General features: G+C 38.0%; 15 protein-coding genes. 7 read left to right on the top strand and 8 right to left on the bottom strand.

Features of this window, described 5'->3' with window-relative positions:
* Positions 1-222 precede the first annotated feature (222 nt).
* Together fadB and fadA are read left to right on the top strand one after the other, a co-directional pair.
* Positions 223-2376: a fatty acid oxidation complex subunit alpha FadB gene (gene fadB / locus MKL62_RS04740; protein ID WP_000580938.1), complete on the top strand. Its 2154-nt coding sequence runs from the start codon at positions 223-225 to the stop codon at positions 2374-2376.
* A gap of 12 nt (positions 2377-2388) precedes the next feature.
* Positions 2389-3561: an acetyl-CoA C-acyltransferase FadA gene (gene fadA / locus MKL62_RS04735; protein WP_000212712.1), complete on the top strand. Its 1173-nt coding sequence runs from the start codon at positions 2389-2391 to the stop codon at positions 3559-3561.
* A gap of 44 nt (positions 3562-3605) precedes the next feature.
* Here fadA and MKL62_RS04730 read toward each other — a convergent pair whose 3' ends face one another.
* A complete protein-coding gene (locus tag MKL62_RS04730) occupies positions 3606-4097 on the bottom strand; it encodes a hypothetical protein (RefSeq protein ID WP_005129848.1) in 492 nt (163 codons plus the stop codon).
* A 275-nt stretch (positions 4098-4372) separates the two neighbouring features.
* On the opposite strand from MKL62_RS04730, the gene MKL62_RS04725 reads away from it, so the two are divergent.
* Positions 4373-5089 (top strand): YidX family protein, encoded by a 717-nt coding sequence (locus MKL62_RS04725; RefSeq protein WP_001009587.1) that lies wholly within the window; start codon positions 4373-4375, stop codon positions 5087-5089.
* A gap of 68 nt (positions 5090-5157) precedes the next feature.
* Here the strand turns inward: MKL62_RS04725 and MKL62_RS04720 are convergent, their stop codons facing one another.
* Complete coding sequence (locus MKL62_RS04720; protein ID WP_109850603.1) at positions 5158-5802, bottom strand: RBBP9/YdeN family alpha/beta hydrolase; 645 nt, start codon at positions 5800-5802, stop codon at positions 5158-5160.
* Between the two features lie 71 nt (positions 5803-5873).
* Here MKL62_RS04720 and MKL62_RS04715 point away from each other — a divergent pair, with 71 nt between their 5' ends.
* Positions 5874-6239: a MerR family transcriptional regulator gene (locus MKL62_RS04715; protein ID WP_005129852.1), complete on the top strand. Its 366-nt coding sequence runs from the start codon at positions 5874-5876 to the stop codon at positions 6237-6239.
* 21 nt (positions 6240-6260) lie between these two features.
* On the opposite strand, the gene MKL62_RS04710 is transcribed toward MKL62_RS04715, so the two are convergent.
* Entirely contained in the window at positions 6261-7019 is a 759-nt protein-coding gene (locus MKL62_RS04710; protein WP_005129854.1) for a hypothetical protein, read from the bottom strand.
* A 177-nt stretch (positions 7020-7196) separates the two neighbouring features.
* Here MKL62_RS04710 and MKL62_RS04705 point away from each other — a divergent pair, with 177 nt between their 5' ends.
* The 3 genes from MKL62_RS04705 (at position 7197) to MKL62_RS04695 (ending at position 10423) form a co-directional block, all read left to right on the top strand.
* Entirely contained in the window at positions 7197-7901 is a 705-nt protein-coding gene (locus MKL62_RS04705) for a DsbA family oxidoreductase (RefSeq protein WP_001261850.1), read from the top strand.
* Between the two features lie 358 nt (positions 7902-8259).
* Positions 8260-9399, top strand: coding sequence for a hypothetical protein (locus tag MKL62_RS04700; RefSeq protein ID WP_005129855.1), 1140 nt, complete (start codon positions 8260-8262; stop codon positions 9397-9399).
* 121 nt (positions 9400-9520) lie between these two features.
* On the top strand, positions 9521-10423 hold the full coding sequence (locus MKL62_RS04695; protein WP_030423662.1) for a hypothetical protein: 903 nt from the start codon (positions 9521-9523) through the stop codon (positions 10421-10423).
* 83 nt (positions 10424-10506) lie between these two features.
* Here MKL62_RS04695 and htpG read toward each other — a convergent pair whose 3' ends face one another.
* The 5 genes from htpG to MKL62_RS04670 form a co-directional block, all read right to left on the bottom strand.
* Positions 10507-12426 (bottom strand): molecular chaperone HtpG, encoded by a 1920-nt coding sequence (gene htpG / locus MKL62_RS04690; protein ID WP_030423663.1) that lies wholly within the window; start codon positions 12424-12426, stop codon positions 10507-10509.
* Between the two features lie 102 nt (positions 12427-12528).
* Positions 12529-12882 (bottom strand): lysozyme inhibitor LprI family protein, encoded by a 354-nt coding sequence (locus MKL62_RS04685; RefSeq protein ID WP_031999767.1) that lies wholly within the window; start codon positions 12880-12882, stop codon positions 12529-12531.
* A gap of 184 nt (positions 12883-13066) precedes the next feature.
* Positions 13067-13657: an OmpW/AlkL family protein gene (locus tag MKL62_RS04680; RefSeq protein ID WP_000472952.1), complete on the bottom strand. Its 591-nt coding sequence runs from the start codon at positions 13655-13657 to the stop codon at positions 13067-13069.
* A 327-nt stretch (positions 13658-13984) separates the two neighbouring features.
* Positions 13985-15409, bottom strand: coding sequence for a Na+/H+ antiporter family protein (locus tag MKL62_RS04675; RefSeq protein ID WP_000994938.1), 1425 nt, complete (start codon positions 15407-15409; stop codon positions 13985-13987).
* A gap of 104 nt (positions 15410-15513) precedes the next feature.
* Positions 15514-16392: an alpha/beta fold hydrolase gene (locus MKL62_RS04670; RefSeq protein WP_161778798.1), complete on the bottom strand. Its 879-nt coding sequence runs from the start codon at positions 16390-16392 to the stop codon at positions 15514-15516.
* Between the last annotated feature and the right edge of the window lie 21 nt (positions 16393-16413).

Raw genomic sequence — 16413 nt, 5'->3', positions numbered from 1 at the left:
AAGCCTTTACTCAGCAGCTATCTCTATGATTTTCTTTATGCATTTAATTGGTATGAATTCAATTAAAAATAAGATGACCCTTGCGTCACGGCTTGATACAACTTGTCGGGTTCTTTTTAGATATAGTTATCGTAAGATTAGCGAAGCATAAATGTGTACCGGAGCTGTACACACGCTTCATAACATCAACTTAGAAATCCTCCAAAACTAAGGAGATCAGGCATGATCCACGCTGGCAATGCCATTACCGTCCAAATGCTTGCGGACGGAATTGCAGAATTCCGCTTTGACTTACAAGGTGAGTCGGTCAATAAATTCAACCGTGCAACAATTGAAGATTTCAAAGCTGCTATCGCGGCTGTAAAAGCTAATAACGATATTAAAGGCTTAGTTGTTACCTCGGGCAAATCTACATTCATTGTTGGTGCAGATATTACCGAATTTGGTCAAAACTTTGCACAAGGCGAAAAAGCGATTGTTGACTGGCTTATGCCTGTTCACGAAATCTTCAATAGCTTTGAAGATTTAGACCTTCCAAAAGTTGCTGCTATTAACGGCATGGCTTTGGGTGGTGGTTTTGAAATGTGTTTAGTTTGTGACTATCGCGTGATGTCAGAAGCTGCACAAGTCGGTTTACCAGAAATCAAACTCGGTATTTACCCTGGTTTCGGTGGTAGTGTTCGTTTAAGCCGTCTCATTGGTATTGATAATGCAGTTGAATGGATGGCAATGGCTACTCCAAAGAAACCGGCTGCTGCACTTAAAGATGGCGCTGTAGATGCTGTGGTTGCTGCGGACAAATTACTTGACGCTGCTACTGATCTGGTTAAACAAGCGATTTCTGGTCGTTTAAACTGGAAAGCAAAACGCCAAGAAAAACTTGAAGCTGTAAAATTAAACCCACTTGAACAAATGATGGCGTTCAACACAGCAAAAGGTGCGGTACTTGCTAAAGCAAATCCTGCTCAATACCCTGCTCCAAAATTATTACTTGATTCATTACAAGCTGGTGCAAGCCTTGCACGTGATGAAGCGTTAAAAGCTGAGGCTGAAGGCTTTGCCAAAGCAGCCGTAACTCCTCAAGCTGAAGCATTAATTGGTTTATTCATTAATGACCAAGTTGTTAAAAAAGCATCTAAGCAACATGAAAAGGGTGCTCATCCTGTAAACCAAGCTGCTGTACTTGGCGCGGGTATCATGGGTGGTGGTATTGCTTACCAAGCGGCAAGCAAAGGCACTCCAATCATCATGAAGGATATTGGTAACCCACAGCTTGCATTAGGTATGAAAGAAGCAAACAACTTGTTAACCAAGCAAGTTGAACGCAAGAAAATGAAACCTGCGCAAATGGGTGAAACACTTGCTCGCATCCGTCCTACTTTAAGCTACGAAGAGTTTAAAGAAGTTGACATCGTGATCGAAGCAGTAACTGAAAATCCAAAAGTAAAAGAAATCGTACTTGCTGAAACTGAGAAAAATGTTCGTGAAAACACGATCATTGCTTCTAACACCTCTACCATTTCAATTACACGTTTAGCAAAAGCATTACAACGTCCTGAAAACTTCGTTGGTATGCACTTCTTCAACCCGGTTCACATGATGCCACTTGTTGAAGTTATTCGTGGTGAGAAAACTTCTGAAGAAGCAATTGCAACTACGGTCGTTCTTGCTCAAAAAATGGGTAAAACACCAATCGTTGTAAATGACTGCCCAGGATTCTTGGTTAACCGTGTATTGTTCCCTTACTTCGGTGCATTTGACCTTCTTGTAAAAGACGGCGCAGATTTCCAACAAATCGACAATGTAATGTCTAAGTTCGGTTGGCCAATGGGACCTGCTTATCTGATCGATGTTGTAGGTATCGATACAGGTGTACATGGTGCTGAAGTGATGGCTGAAGGTTTCCCTGACCGTATGAAGCCAGACTACAAAGGCGCGATCGAAGCAATGTACGAAGCGAAGCGTCTTGGTCAAAAGAATGATGTAGGTTTCTACAAATACGAACTCGATAAGAAAGGCAAGAAAGCAAAAACTGTTGATCCAACAGCGTATGAAGTAATTGCTCCATTCGTAACGGGCGAAAAACGCGAATTTGATAACCAAGAAATTATTGACCGTATGATGCTTGCTCTTTGCAATGAAACTGTTCGTTGCTTAGAAGACAACATTGTAGCGACTGCGTCTGAGGCAGACATGGCAATGATTATGGGTATTGGTTTCCCTCCATTCCGTGGTGGTCCATGCCGTTACATCGACCAAACAGGTGTTGCTGAATACGTTGCACTTTGCGACAAATATGCGCACTTAGGTAAGGCTTATGAAGCGCCACAAATGTTGCGCGACATGGCTGCTAACAACAAAAAATTCTACGGTTAAGGAGCGACGTGAATGGCTACTTTAAATCCACGTGACGTTGTGATTGTTGATGGCGTTCGTTCTGCCATGGGCAAATCTAAAAACGGTATGTTCCGTAATGTACGTGCCGACAGTCTATCTGCTGAACTTGTACGTGCGCTCGTTGCCCGTAACCAGTTTGATGTAAATGAAGTTGAAGACCTGATTTGGGGCTGTGTAAACCAGACCCTAGAACAAGGTATGAACATTGGCCGTAACATCGGTTTATTGGCTGGCTTGCCTAAAACTGTGGCTGGTCAAACAGTTAACCGTCTTTGTGGCTCTTCTATGCAAGCGATCCACACTGCGGCTGCACAAATTGCAACAAACCAAGGTGATATCTTCATTATTGGTGGTGTAGAGCACATGGGTCACGTAGGCATGATGCACGGCATCGACCTTAACCCTGAAGCATCTAAACACTACGCTAAAGCATCTAACATGATGGGCTTAACTGCTGAAATGTTAGGTCGCATGAACGGCATTACCCGTGAAGAACAAGATGCGTTCGGTGTTGAATCTCACCGTCGTGCTTGGGCTGCAACTCAAGAAGGCCGTTTCAAAAATGAAATCATTGGTGTTGAAGGCCACGATGCAAATGGCTTTAAAATCCTTTGCGACATCGATGAAGTGATTCGTCCAGATGCAAACCTTGAAGCGTTCAAAGCATTAAAACCTGTATTTGACCCTAAAGGTGGTTCAGTAACAGCAGCAACATCTTCTGCTCTTTCTGATGGCGCTTCTGCAATGTTGCTTATGTCTGCTGAACGTGCACAAGCATTAGGTTTAAAACCACGTGCCGTGATCCGCTCTATGGCGGTTGCTGGTTGTGATGCAGCAATCATGGGTTATGGTCCAGTTCCAGCAACTCAAAAAGCGCTTAAACGTGCTGGCTTATCAATTGCTGATATCCAGACTGTTGAGTTAAATGAAGCATTTGCTGCACAAGGCTTGTCTGTTCTTAAAGGCTTAGGTCTGTATGACAAACAAGACATCGTGAACTTAAATGGTGGTGCAATCGCTCTTGGTCACCCACTAGGTTGTTCAGGTGCTCGTATCACCACTACGTTGTTAAACGTAATGGAACAACAAGATACTCAAATCGGTCTTGCAACGATGTGTATCGGCCTTGGTCAAGGTATCGCAACAGTGATCGAACGTGTTTAATTAACACCAAGATAAAAAAATCCCCGCTCAATGCGGGGATTTTTTTATCGACCTTTTAAACCATCTTGGATTTGTTGCTGTAATCTCAAAATATCATCTAAATTTACTTTCATCGTACCTTCACGATAAGCATCGACATTACTTCGGTTAATGTTCAGCGGCTTTAACATTTCAAAAAGACCATTGGTTGGGTCAGAAGATTGGATTCCTCCCGCTACAGCTAGAATATATTCTCGTAAAAATGGAGAAAGCTGAGACAAGTCTGGCTGTGCCATGACAGGTTGATAGTCTACTGTCGTCATACCTTCAGGGACTAAAGCATTCTGTATATCGTTATGAGTTTTATACTCACGATGTTGTAGAGCCTGACGCACTTTTTTATCTTCTTGAAATGGGACAAAGCCTACTTCTTCACGTAGCTCAGATTCGGCCATAACGCGAATTGTAGGTAAAGTAGCCACTTCTTCTGCTTGAACAGTTGGTAAACCCATAAAAGCAAATACAGCAATGAAGGCTGATTGTTTTAGAAAGTTCATAACTTGCTCCCAAAATCAGTCACCCTACGCGAACTCAAAATGATGACTAAATAAAATGTTCTATAAATAGGCTACAACAAAGTCATTTTTGATTCAGTAATGCTCAGATAAACGGTAAATAACGTTAGATTTTTAAACTTATTAAAAAGAAATTCATAAAAGATTTTAGAAATTAATCTGAATATGGCTAAGTCATATTATATTGCCAGATTTAAATATTACGATTTTTTGTTTATAGTCAGCTTTTTATAAATCTATTGAATTCGACAGAAATAATGAACTTTAAAATATTAAATCAGAATATTCTTATGAGCTGCTTACTAGCCAGTTTCTTTCTCACTGGTTGTGTGAGTAATCGAATTATTGGTGAAAACACGCGAGAGCTATTTACAAAATACGACTCAGGCTATGAATGGATCACTTTAACAGAAGATGATGTAATTGCATTCGGTAAACCATCAGTATCTCTCCCAAATGAACCAGAGGACAGTATTGTTATCGCAGGGAAAAAATATAGTTATGTCATTAGTAAAGGCGGTAACGATTTCATTCAATTAATTAGTCAATTAAATCCACAATATATTCAAATAAGTAATGAGCTAGATTTTAATGCTCCAGCTTCGAATAGTAACCATTTTTACGGACATATTAGATTTTCTTACACCCCACCTAATGGGAAATTGAACGAGAAAGAATCAGCTTTATTCAAACAATATGGTGTAATTCCATGTGACTATGAAAAGACATTAGAACTACATAAATTTGAGTTAAATCTTAGAGGAACTGTTTATCCTCCTGTAAACAATCTTAAAAAAATAACCCCTTTATCCAAGCCATATCACGTTAGAATCCAATATCTTCATGATAAAAGCGGAAAAGTACCCTTATCAACTAAGGAGAAGCTAGCAAGTTTACCACTGCTTCCGTTTACCTTAACTTTCGATATTATTGCTTTACCTGCGAAAGTCATGGGTATCATTTACCAGCCTTAATAGATTAGGAATAAAAATTACAAATTTCAGTAAAGATAAAAAATCCCCGCTCAATGCGGGGATTTTTATCAATTTTCTAACATTTCTTTTAAAGAATCGACTAATTGCGGAAATTCCGTATAACCTTCCCGACCTAAAAAGTGCCCACCATTAGGAACGGTAATATAAGGCGCATCAATATCCTTAGCCAATTGTATCGTTAGTTGTGGTGGAACCAAATCATCATTATCAGACAAATAAACCAGCTTTTTCTTTATGTCACGGAAATAGTTGGTGTCGACTTTACTCTTTGTTATATAAGGACTAAGAGGTGAAGAGTCTGAAATTGGACCAGAGAATCCAGATACTAAAATCATTCCTCCAATATTTTGATAATCATGTCTTTGTAAAAAGTGTAGCAAGGTAATTACCCCTAAACTGTGGGCAACAAAATAAGTATTTTCATTAACTGCAGGAACCTGCTCATCTAATACTTTCTGCCAAGCATCGACGTCCGGATGCTCAGAATCTGGAAATGGTATTAAAGTAACAGTTGTATTTTCATCTTCTATTTGATGTTTTAAGTCCAAAAACCAATGATCGTTAATAGAAGCTGAGTAACCGTGAAGCACAAATATTTGACGCATGTTCTTCTCCTGTAATTCAAGGGTTTTGGCATTTGTAACAAATGACATTAATCCGAATATCACCAATAAAATGAGTTTTCTAATCATTGAACAAGTACCATTTTGAAATATAAAAACATGCTAAACTATGACACCACTGTTAAGGTCAATCCTATTTTATGAACTTAGCTAAAGTTTCCGAGCTCACAAAAGTAAGCCCACGTATGCTGCGGTATTATGAAAATTTAGGGCTTATACAGCCTCATCGAGCCAGCAATAATTATCGAAGTTATACGCAAAAAGATATTGAAAATATTAAGAAAATTAAAATATTAAATGATGCAGGTATGAACCTGAAAGACATTCATGTTTTATTGCCATGTTTTGATTTAGATGAACGGGTATTTACGCTGTGTCCAATGGTTCAAGAAAAACTGCAAACAGAACTTAAGCATGTGTCCGATCAGTTAAACAAACTGCAAACTTCTCAAAGTTTATTACAATCTTTCTTGGCAAAAGGAAAAGCTGAGAGCACCAATATTTAAAAAGTGATGCTCCTCCTGTAGCTATTCTTTTAACTCCCCTTCTAAGGCAGCTACATTCTTTTTCTTAATTTTTTCAATTTTTGCATTAAGTTTTAAAACGTCTTGATACAGTGTATTAAACTTTTTGACCTGAGCATTTTCATGGAAAAGTATCATCTGATCTTTCTTTTGCCATGGATAAGTTTTTAAAAGCTTAAACATTTCTTCTGCTTTATCTAAAATTTGTAGCTCAATCATAAAAATTGCATGGTCCTGATCGGCTTTTTGCTGAGCTCCTAATTTTATTTCGAGGATTTGTCTCATCTCTTTATCAACAGACAGTTCCTGAATTTTTGCCAAGAAGGTTTTATGAATTTTTTCATATTCGGATTGATACTTATCTGAAGCTCTGCGAACATCGGCTAACATTTTTTCGGTTTCAGCATATTTTTGTTTTTTATCATGATCTAAACGGTCAACATTTAAGAACGTATCCCATTTCGCCGCTTTTAATTCTCTTAAATATTCATTACGTGCATTTACATTTTGGACCCAATAACTCAAAAGAAACTCTGAGACTTGTTTGTAGTGTCCTGCCAGCCGTTTATCGTGAATATCAAGTTGTACAGGTTTAGTCCAGTCTTGGGCCTGATCATAAAGCTGATTCATTTTTTCAGTCATTACCACATCAAACATTTGACTGCTATCTTTGGCTTGCTGCTGTTTTATATGTTGATAGGTAAAAAAAACAATACTCGTAATAACAACCAGACTTGCAATTGCAATCAAAACTCGGCGCATAAACACCTCCTATTTCCATTCTTATAGTTTTGCTCTTTATAGTTATAAAATAGAGCTTATAGCTCTTTATATGCCATTTATTTCACAATACGCAACACTCTATTCTCCATTCAATGCTTTAAATCCATGTACATCATCCCTATTATGATGGGTAAATTATATTTATGAGATTCTCCCATGCGTGTTGATGTCTGGTCTGATGTAGTATGCCCTTTCTGCTATATCGGCAAAAAACGCCTTGAACATGTCGCTGCCGAGGCAGGTATCGAGCTTGATATTCACTGGCATAGTTTCGAACTAGATCCTGATGCTCCCGCAAAACATGACACTTCAAATACTGAGCGTTTGGCTAAAAAATATGGCCGTACCTATGAAGAGATGGAAGAAATGGAACGCAACATTGCGGCCATGGCTGCTTCTGAAGGTATTGACTTCCAATGGCAAAAAGCCAACTCAGGCAATAGCTTTAATGCACACCGTATTATCCACCTTGCACAAAGTAAAGGTTTAGGAAACGAAGCAAAAGAAGCCTTTTTCCATGCTTATATGACTGAAGGTTTAGCTATTGGCGAACGCGAAGTTGTAGAAGAAATTGCTTCTCGTATTGGCCTTGATAATGCCGAAGTTGAGTATGTACTCGATACAAATGAGTTGGCTGACTTTGTTCGTCATGATGAAAAAATTGCACATGAGCAGCTCAATGTAACTGGCGTACCTTTCTTTGTATTTGACCAAAGAATCGCACTTGCAGGAGCACAACCTCGTGAAGTGTTTTTACAAGTACTAGAACAAGCACAGCTCAAGGCAAATGCTGAAAATATTGAGCAAGATGACGCAGCTGTTTGTAATGATGAAACATGCGATATTCCACAAAATAAATAGGCTTAACGATAAAGTGTGAACGAGTCGTATGTTTTATCACCATTTTAGCAATAGAGCGTTCTAAAAAAAGAACTATTCAATTGTTTAAAATCGGTTTATGATTGCGGCTTAGAATATTCGCGCTGTAATGTTCTGTTTTTTATGTGTTTAATGATCGGAATTTGAAGTTTCCTTGATCAAAAACTCCCCCTAGTTTGGGGGATTTTTTTTGCTTAAAAATTATCGCTAATAGCTTAAACTTTTTAATTAATTTCAAATATGTAAGAAAAGTTAAATTTACTTAAGTTTTGTGTCGTCCTCTTGATTTTATTAGAAAAATCTACAAAAGTGACAATAACAACAAAACATAAAGATAGATATGAAAACATTTCACATCATTACATATCGGCAGCTTTTTGCCCTTTTGACCTTAGGATTTGGTTCAGTATGTATGGCTCATGCAGAAGTAAATTCTTCCTCAACCCAAGAAGTAAACGGTTTGTCATCTGGAGCACAAGCCGAAGAAAATAAAGATGAAAATCTTTTAGACCAAATTCCAAGATGGATTGATGCAACCCCAACGATTTTCCCCGAGCAGTCCAACGAACCGATTGTTCCACCAACCGAGCAAACCGAAGATCAGACTTGGTTTGACCGTAAACAAAAGAAAATCCGTAATTGGGCCGATCGTACATCTGGAAAAATTGATAACTGGTTTGGTGAAGTTGACCCACAAAAACCCGCGTCAGCCACCATTCGGGTTATGATCGATAACTATTGGAATGAATATGATAATTATGAAATCAAGCCCAGAATTCGCGGTAAGATTAAATTACCTACTCTAGAGAAGCGTTTAAGTGTGGTATTTGGTGATGACTCTTTAGATGACGAATTTAATAATAGCCCAGCCAATATCAATCAAAACCCAAATCAAGATCCAAATAAAAAGTTAGATGGTAAACGAACTCGAGATGACAACAGCTCAATCGCATTACGTTGGTCAAATTTCTCGAAAAAGCTACCTTTTGAAACAGACGCTGACTTAGGTATCCGTTCTGGCGATGATATTTATGTCCGTTTAAAGGCATCAAGAGACTGGCAACTCCGTAATGATTTTAAATTTTATGCAGAACAAATTTATCGTTATGGCATAGATAGTGAAAACTACTTACGTACTAATCTTGAACTCACTCATGCTCGTCCAAATCAGCCGATCTTATCAAACCAGTTCAGCTTAACTTATGCCGATGATCAAGACGATGATTTAACATGGGAAAACCGTCTTTTCCGAGAACATAGCTTCTTTGCAAATAACCGTTTTAACTATGGCATTTATACAGGTGGCTACTACAATGACAACGATTTACGTTTAAACAGTTGGGGACCATTTGTATCATGGCGTCAGCCTGTTTTACGTGAATGGTTCTTTGTACAAGGCGACCTCAATTACTTTAATGACCATCGTGAAGATCGCAACCATTATGTGAGCACATTCTTACGATTAGAAGCCCTTTTCTAAGCTTAAAAATCACCTTGGGTTCCCCATTCAAGGTGATGAATAATAAAATACTTTTAAATAAAAATTTAAGTTTTTCTTCTTACAATAACGAGCTAATTTTTGATTCCTGATCTTCAGAAAAATGAATCAATTCTCTTCTTTTTCATTTGAATACAGATCTACTGCCTTACTTTGCATTTATAGCTTAGGTATGCTGGTTTTAATTCCTCATACACAGCTTTTGCCCACTTCTTTGAAACACTCACGCTCTACAAGGCGAACCCTGTATTCGTCTGTGGTTACTCTCAAAACAAAAAGTCAGTCTGTATCTTTTTTACATTCACCATGCGAAGTAGAACCAAGTCATAGTTCAGATACTGCACTTATTCAGGACCTGATGGCTGTATTTGGAAATGATACGTTGTGGAGTCGCGCAGCCCAACGCAAACATCCTTATAAAACCTTTGGCAAGATCAAGAAGAAAGCTTCAACTCTTCATATTTCAGAAAATAATCCGCTCACAGCAAGTTGGAATACCATTTCAACCTGGATGCCGTTTGAAAATGATCTTGATCTAGGCTCAAACTCGGAAAGTGATGTTTATGTACAATTTCTTGCCAAGAAAAAATGGAATTTACGACATAACATTAGTCTAGATACTGAGCAAATTTTCCGATATGGTTCGACTAGCCGGAATTACACTGAAACGACGCTGAACTTAACGCAGAAAATGCAAGATAACACATTATTTTCCAATACATTTAATGTGAATAAGAGTGGAAAGGAAGATTACAACTGGGGGAATTGGACTTTCCAACAATTTGAATTTGTAAAAGATAATCGTCTGACTTACGGTATTTATAGCGGTGGTGTATATGCCAATAACGATATCCGCCTAAATAGTTGGGGACCTTATATCTCATGGCGTCAACCGATATGGAGAGATTGGATTTTTATGCAAAATGATCTTAATTTCTTTAACCATCTTGATGATGATCCCAAGCATCAGCTCAGTGTCCAAATGAATCTGGAAGCTAATTTTTAGACAAAAACCATCAAATTGTGGATAACTCTTTCTTTATCCACAAAAAAGCCCCTGATAATTCAGAGGCTTTTTCTATTGCAAAATTATTTTAGCAATAAGTTATTAATACGCTTCACATAAGCTGCCGGATCTTCCGGTAATCCACCTTCTGCAATCACCGCCTGATCAAAAATCACATTCGCCAAATCATCAAATTGTTCTGAACCTTCAAGTTTTTTCACTAAAGGATGCTCAGGGTTAATTTCTAAAATTGGCTTGATTTCAGGTACGGCTTGCCCTGCTTGTTTGAGCATACGAATAAGTTGAGGAGACAATTCCCCTTCACTAGTCACTAAACATGCCGGAGAATCTACCAAACGAGTCGTTACACGGACTTCTTTGGTTTTAGCCTTCAATGAGTCACTTAATTTCTCAACAACAGGTTTAAACTGTTCAGCCGCTTGCTCAAGTGCCTTTTTCTCTTCAGCATCTTGCAAGTCACCTAAATCAACTGCACCTTTAGATACATTCTTCAATGGTGTACCGTCAAACTCGTGAACAAAGTTCATTGCCCACTCGTCAACACGCTCTGCCATTAATAATACTTCAATGCCTTTTTTCTTAAACAACTCCAACTGTGGAGAGTTCTTAGCAGCAGCTAAACTTTCAGCAGTCACATAATAGATAGCTTTTTGGCCTTCTTTCATGCGTGCCTTATAGTCCGCAAAAGAAGTTGTTACTTCATCATTTGTTGAAGTTGCATAACGTAATAATTTTAAAATACGTTCGCGGTTACCGAAGTCTTCACCCAAACCTTCTTTAAGAACTGAGCCAAACTCAGTGTAGAACGTTTTGAATTTTTCTTGGTCTTTTTCATCTTCAGATTTAGCTAAGCCATCAAGCAAAGTGAGTACACGGCGTGCGTTACCTTCACGGATTGTCTTAACATCACGGCTTTCTTGCAACAACTCACGGCTGACATTAAGCGGTAAATCAGCGCTGTCCACAACACCTTGTACAAAGCGTAAATAGTTTGGAATTAGATTGTCCGCATCATCCATAATAAATACGCGTTTTACATACAGCTTAATTCCTGCTTTTGCTTCACGTGTAAAAATGTCATGAGGTGCTTTACTTGGAATATAAAGTAACTGGGTATATTCCGTACTACCTTCTACACGGTTATGTGCCCATGCAAGCGGAGCTTCAAAATCGTGAGTTAAGTTTTTATAGAACTCAACATATTGCTCTTCAGTCACTTCACTCTTGTTACGTGTCCATAGGGCACTTGCCGAGTTAATTGCTTCCCACTCATCTGTTTTGACCATTTGGCCGCCTTTAGGCTCCTCACCTTCAGCAGCTTCCTCTTCTTGCCAAACTTCTTTTTGCATTTCAATTGGCAAGCTAATGTGGTCAGAATATTTATTAACGATTTGCTTAACTTTATAAGACTCTAAATAATCAAGCGCGTCATCACGCAAGTGAAGAATAATGTCAGTACCGCGTGAAGCTTTATCAATTTGCTGAACTTCAAACTCACCTGTACCACCACTGATCCAACGCACCCCTTCAGAAGCATCTAGACCTGCGCGGCGTGATTCAACCGTAATTTTATCGGCAACAATAAAACCTGAGTAGAAACCAACACCAAACTGACCAATTAACTGAGCATCCGCTTTCTGGTCACCCGTCAATTTTGACATGAAATCTTTAGTACCTGATTTTGCAATTGTACCCAAGTTATCAATAGCTTCTTGTTGGCTTAAACCAATACCATTATCAGAAATCGTTAAAGTTTTATCTTCTTTATTTAAGCTGATTCGTACATGTAAATTAGGGTCATTTTCATAATATTCAGGATGATTAATTCCTTCGAAACGCAATTTATCACATGCATCTGATGCATTAGAGATAAGTTCACGTAAGAAAATTTCAGGGTTTGAATAGAGAGAATGCGTCACTAAATGTAAAAGCCGTGCTACTTCCGCTTGGAAACTATAATTTTGTGATGCTTGTTCACTCATAAATCACTCCTTAAATTTTGAAGTCTGTTTGTTCTCGAATGCTTTATGAATGGAGTACTTCTAGAATTTTTCAATCCTGAATATTAAAAATTTTTACTCTAATTAAAACGGACCGTGGCTTAACACTCTATCTTGCAATATCGTGTCTAACTGTTTTTGGCGTTGTTGATAAGCTTTGCTGATACAACTTACGCTAGCCGCACAAGCATTTCGCTTTTTCAGCCATTGATATTGAGCATCTTTCTGACTATCACGTCCACCCATAGGTAAAGCATGCAGGACAATTTGATACGTTGTTGCCATTTTTACATCAGCATCATTTAAAGAACGATTTTTACAAATACTGAGTTCAGTCTTTGTCTTTGCAGCATTGCAAGAGAAACTAGCAGCTTGCAAACTATGCGTAAAAGCTAAACCACTAAAAAGTGCTAGCCCCATGGCAAATTTTCTATTCATCATGTTATTCCTTTAAAAATGTATAAAAAATAGTTTAGAAATAAAGAGCGGTAAAATATGTATAAAACTGTCTATTTTATGCGTTTTTTAGTGAGAACCATGAAATAAAAAACCTCACATAAAAAGCTATGTGAGGTGCCTGAATCTAGGTTTATTATTATATTCTTTCTATTTATTATTATGCTTAGAATTTATAGCTATAACCTAAAGTGTAAACAAACGGGTTGATATCTAAATCAAACTTATAATTAGCTACTGAAGGATCAATTGTTACCTCTGGACTAATATCTGCATAACGAACATCTACAAATACTCCCCAATTTTTAGCATCAGCAGGTTGGAAATTAAAACCAACTTGGCCAGCGACACCAAAATCTTCTTTTACTTTTACAGCTACGCCTTGTTCATCCCAAGGAATAAATGCTGTTGCCCCGATACCAATATACGGTGTAAAACGAGTCGAGTTTTTAAAATGATATTTTGCTGTAATTGTTGGTGGTAATTGTTTAATACGCGCTTTTTTTTCGCCATTGAGCAATACATCGTGATTAATAGGTGTTGCTAATAATAATTCTGCCGAAAATGGAGATTGACCAAAAAAGTATTCTACTGATGGAGTAAATGCATATTCATGATCAGCCTTTACTACACCTAAAGGTGTTGTTGTATCTTCCGATGGAGCAATAACACTACCCCCAAATTTTACTTGCCAATTACCAGCAAAAGTAAATGAAGACACCCCCATTAATGCAATAACTAATGCTTTTTTGAACACTTTAATATCTCCAACCTTATTTATATTTATAATAAACATTTATTTTAAATTGATGCAACACCCATTATAAAATTATTTTTATATTTATTTTTAAATAACTGTTTTAAATAAAATTATATATTAACCGACCATTTTAATTGGTTTTTTATTCCAACCTAATTAATCAGAATTATTTTATATAACCAACCTTTTTAATAAGCTTTAAATCCCGAGTATTTTAATATAGTTTATTCTAAATACATGTTTTGTTTATACCACAAAAAAAACTCCTTAATCATTATCTCTAGATAAAAACTAAGGAGGTCTTTATTTAATATTTTATAAAAATTATAAAACCATGGCTGCAATCCAACCAAAAATTAATAGCGGAATATTAAAGTGAATAAATGTTGGTATCACAGTATCCCAAATATGGTCATGTTGCCCATCTACACCTAAACCTGCTGTTGGTCCTAAGGTAGAATCAGAAGCCGGAGATCCAGCATCACCTAAAGCAGCAGCTGTCCCGATAAGTGCAATTGTCGCTAACGGTGAGAAACCGAACTGGACACATAAAGGTACATAAATAACAGCTAATACAGGAACACTTGAGAAAGATGAACCTATACCAATCGTGACAAATAGGCCAATACAAAGCATTAAAAATGCAGCAAGCGCACGGTTATCACCAATGATTTCTACCACACCTTTAACCAACTGGTTAATATCTCCGGTATGAGTCATAACTGAAGCAAAACCAGCAGCAGAGATCATAATAAAACCGACTAGAGCCATCATTCTCATGCCTTGTACAAAGACATCATCTGCATCTTGCCATTTAAAAATGCCTGCCGTAGAAAGCACTGCAAAGCCCACTAAACCACCCAAGATCATTGAGCCGGAATAAAGCTGCGCAACTAAAGTGAGTCCAATAGCCAGTAAAGCCATAAAAATTGTTTTTTTAGCAATAACAGGGCCTTGCTCTGCCTCATGTTTAAGTTCTTCTGCGTCTGCTTTTAAGTCTGCTGTTTCATCTTGTGCAGTTGCACGAAGAGGTTTATCTAAATCAATTGTAGTTACAGGGCTTATCGAACGGTCAGCATAAATTCGTGGCTTACGGTAACTGATAAATACCGCAACCAAGGTGCCTAGAACCATTCCCAAAACTGGAATTGCCATACCAATAGGCATCATGCCACGTTCTACATGTAAGCCATAAGCAGCACCAATCTTGTTGATATTTCCCATCAAAATCTGTTCAAGGAAAATCGCACCAAAGCCAACAGGTAAGAAAATATATGTCCCAACTAAGCCTAGCGTAAGTACACAGGCTGCGGCGCGGCGGTCTAGTTTTAAATGGTTCATGACTCGTAATAGAGGCGGAACCAATACTGGAATAAAAGCAATATGAACTGGAATAAGGTTTTGAGAGAAAATAGCTGCGATCAGTAAAATACCTAAGAGTAAATATTTCACTTTAGTTTCTCGGCTTTTCCCCGCTTCCATTCCCAATAAACCAATCAGTTTATGGGCAAGTAAATCAGGTAATCCAGATTTTGAAAGTGCCAGAGCAAATGCCCCTAACACTGCATAGGCAAGTGCAACTTCAGCACCATCACCAAGACCAGCGTTAAAGGCTTCAACAGTTTGAGAAAGGCTTAAACCCGCTACGAGGCCGCCCACAATGGCAGAAACCACTAAAGTCAGTACGACAGAAACGCGCGCCAGTGATAATAAGAACATCACTGCAATCGCAATAACGACAGCATTCATGAATAAGTTCAGAGCAAAACAAAAGGCGATATTCTACCAGATTCACCTCTATGAAGCCGAAAATATCGCCGAATTACCAGTTTTGTATATTAAACAGTCACTTATTAGCTCTGCGAGTCAATAAATTGGCGAATATGAGCTGCCACTTTTTCAGCCTGACTCAAAATCGCCCAATGATTTGCTTCAAGCTCAACATATTCGAAGTTTTCAACCCATTTTGGCATCGCTTCTGTAATATATTCTGGGCTGACAAAAGTGTCATACTTTAAAATAATTGCTTTAACTGGACATTGCGCATAACGCTGACGAGGGCTAGTTAAACGTGGAATAAAATTCGCACGATATAAGTTAATACCGTATTTCCCATCTGAGGAAATATTATTATTTAAAGGCAAATTATCTTTTCGCTCTAAATCTTTTAAGATCTTACCCCACTTCTCTGGACTAAACAGCGACCATACAGTTGGAGCAATTAGCGGTAAATGGAATGCTCCGATATACCATGATTTTGTGAGTATTTTTAGGATCTGTGCAGGTGATGTTTTAAACTTATCTCTTAAGAAAAGTGCCGCATGATCCAAACATGGACCGGAAATTGTTGTATAAGAGAGTAACCGGCCTTTAAATTTAGGTTCTGTTGCAGATTCCCAAGACTGAATTGAACCCCAATCATGCGCAGCCATATGGAACTGTCGATTTGGGATTACCTCATCTACGACTTCCTGCAAATCTAAAGATAAACGTTCTAAACGGTAATCCCGTATCCGTTTAGGAATAGATGATAAGCCTGCTCCACGGACATCATAAGTCACAATATAAAAATCATTGATTAAATGCTCAATGACCGATTCCCATACTTCCTGATTATCTGGATAACCATGCACTAACACTAATGGAGTATTTTTCTCATCACCCCAAGCTTTGGCACACAGGGTTTGTTGATCACTTGTCGTTACGGCATAAATCTTTGGCTGCATAATCATTTCCTATTTTGTTTTTCAATC

It is taken from the genome of Acinetobacter sp. AOR01_HL (assembly GCF_027855455.1).
In the GTDB taxonomy this organism is placed as follows: Bacteria; Pseudomonadota; Gammaproteobacteria; order Pseudomonadales; family Moraxellaceae; genus Acinetobacter; species Acinetobacter baumannii.
This window is presented reverse-complemented; position numbering and strand designations above follow the sequence as displayed.

What these genes read in the sequence shown, in the direction of transcription:
- fadB (WP_000580938.1), top strand. Translation starts at nt 223, where the DNA reads ATGATCCACGCTGGCAATGCCATTACCGTCCAAATGCTTGCGGACGGA.
- fadA (WP_000212712.1), top strand. Translation starts at nt 2,389, where the DNA reads ATGGCTACTTTAAATCCACGTGACGTTGTGATTGTTGATGGCGTTCGT.
- MKL62_RS04730 (WP_005129848.1), bottom strand. Translation starts at nt 4,097, where the DNA reads ATGAACTTTCTAAAACAATCAGCCTTCATTGCTGTATTTGCTTTTATG.
- MKL62_RS04725 (WP_001009587.1), top strand. Translation starts at nt 4,373, where the DNA reads ATGAACTTTAAAATATTAAATCAGAATATTCTTATGAGCTGCTTACTA.
- MKL62_RS04720 (WP_109850603.1), bottom strand. Translation starts at nt 5,802, where the DNA reads ATGATTAGAAAACTCATTTTATTGGTGATATTCGGATTAATGTCATTT.
- MKL62_RS04715 (WP_005129852.1), top strand. Translation starts at nt 5,874, where the DNA reads ATGAACTTAGCTAAAGTTTCCGAGCTCACAAAAGTAAGCCCACGTATG.
- MKL62_RS04710 (WP_005129854.1), bottom strand. Translation starts at nt 7,019, where the DNA reads ATGCGCCGAGTTTTGATTGCAATTGCAAGTCTGGTTGTTATTACGAGT.
- MKL62_RS04705 (WP_001261850.1), top strand. Translation starts at nt 7,197, where the DNA reads ATGCGTGTTGATGTCTGGTCTGATGTAGTATGCCCTTTCTGCTATATC.
- MKL62_RS04700 (WP_005129855.1), top strand. Translation starts at nt 8,260, where the DNA reads ATGAAAACATTTCACATCATTACATATCGGCAGCTTTTTGCCCTTTTG.
- MKL62_RS04695 (WP_030423662.1), top strand. Translation starts at nt 9,521, where the DNA reads ATGAATCAATTCTCTTCTTTTTCATTTGAATACAGATCTACTGCCTTA.
- htpG (WP_030423663.1), bottom strand. Translation starts at nt 12,426, where the DNA reads ATGAGTGAACAAGCATCACAAAATTATAGTTTCCAAGCGGAAGTAGCA.
- MKL62_RS04685 (WP_031999767.1), bottom strand. Translation starts at nt 12,882, where the DNA reads ATGAATAGAAAATTTGCCATGGGGCTAGCACTTTTTAGTGGTTTAGCT.
- MKL62_RS04675 (WP_000994938.1), bottom strand. Translation starts at nt 15,409, where the DNA reads ATGAATGCTGTCGTTATTGCGATTGCAGTGATGTTCTTATTATCACTG.
- MKL62_RS04670 (WP_161778798.1), bottom strand. Translation starts at nt 16,392, where the DNA reads ATGATTATGCAGCCAAAGATTTATGCCGTAACGACAAGTGATCAACAA.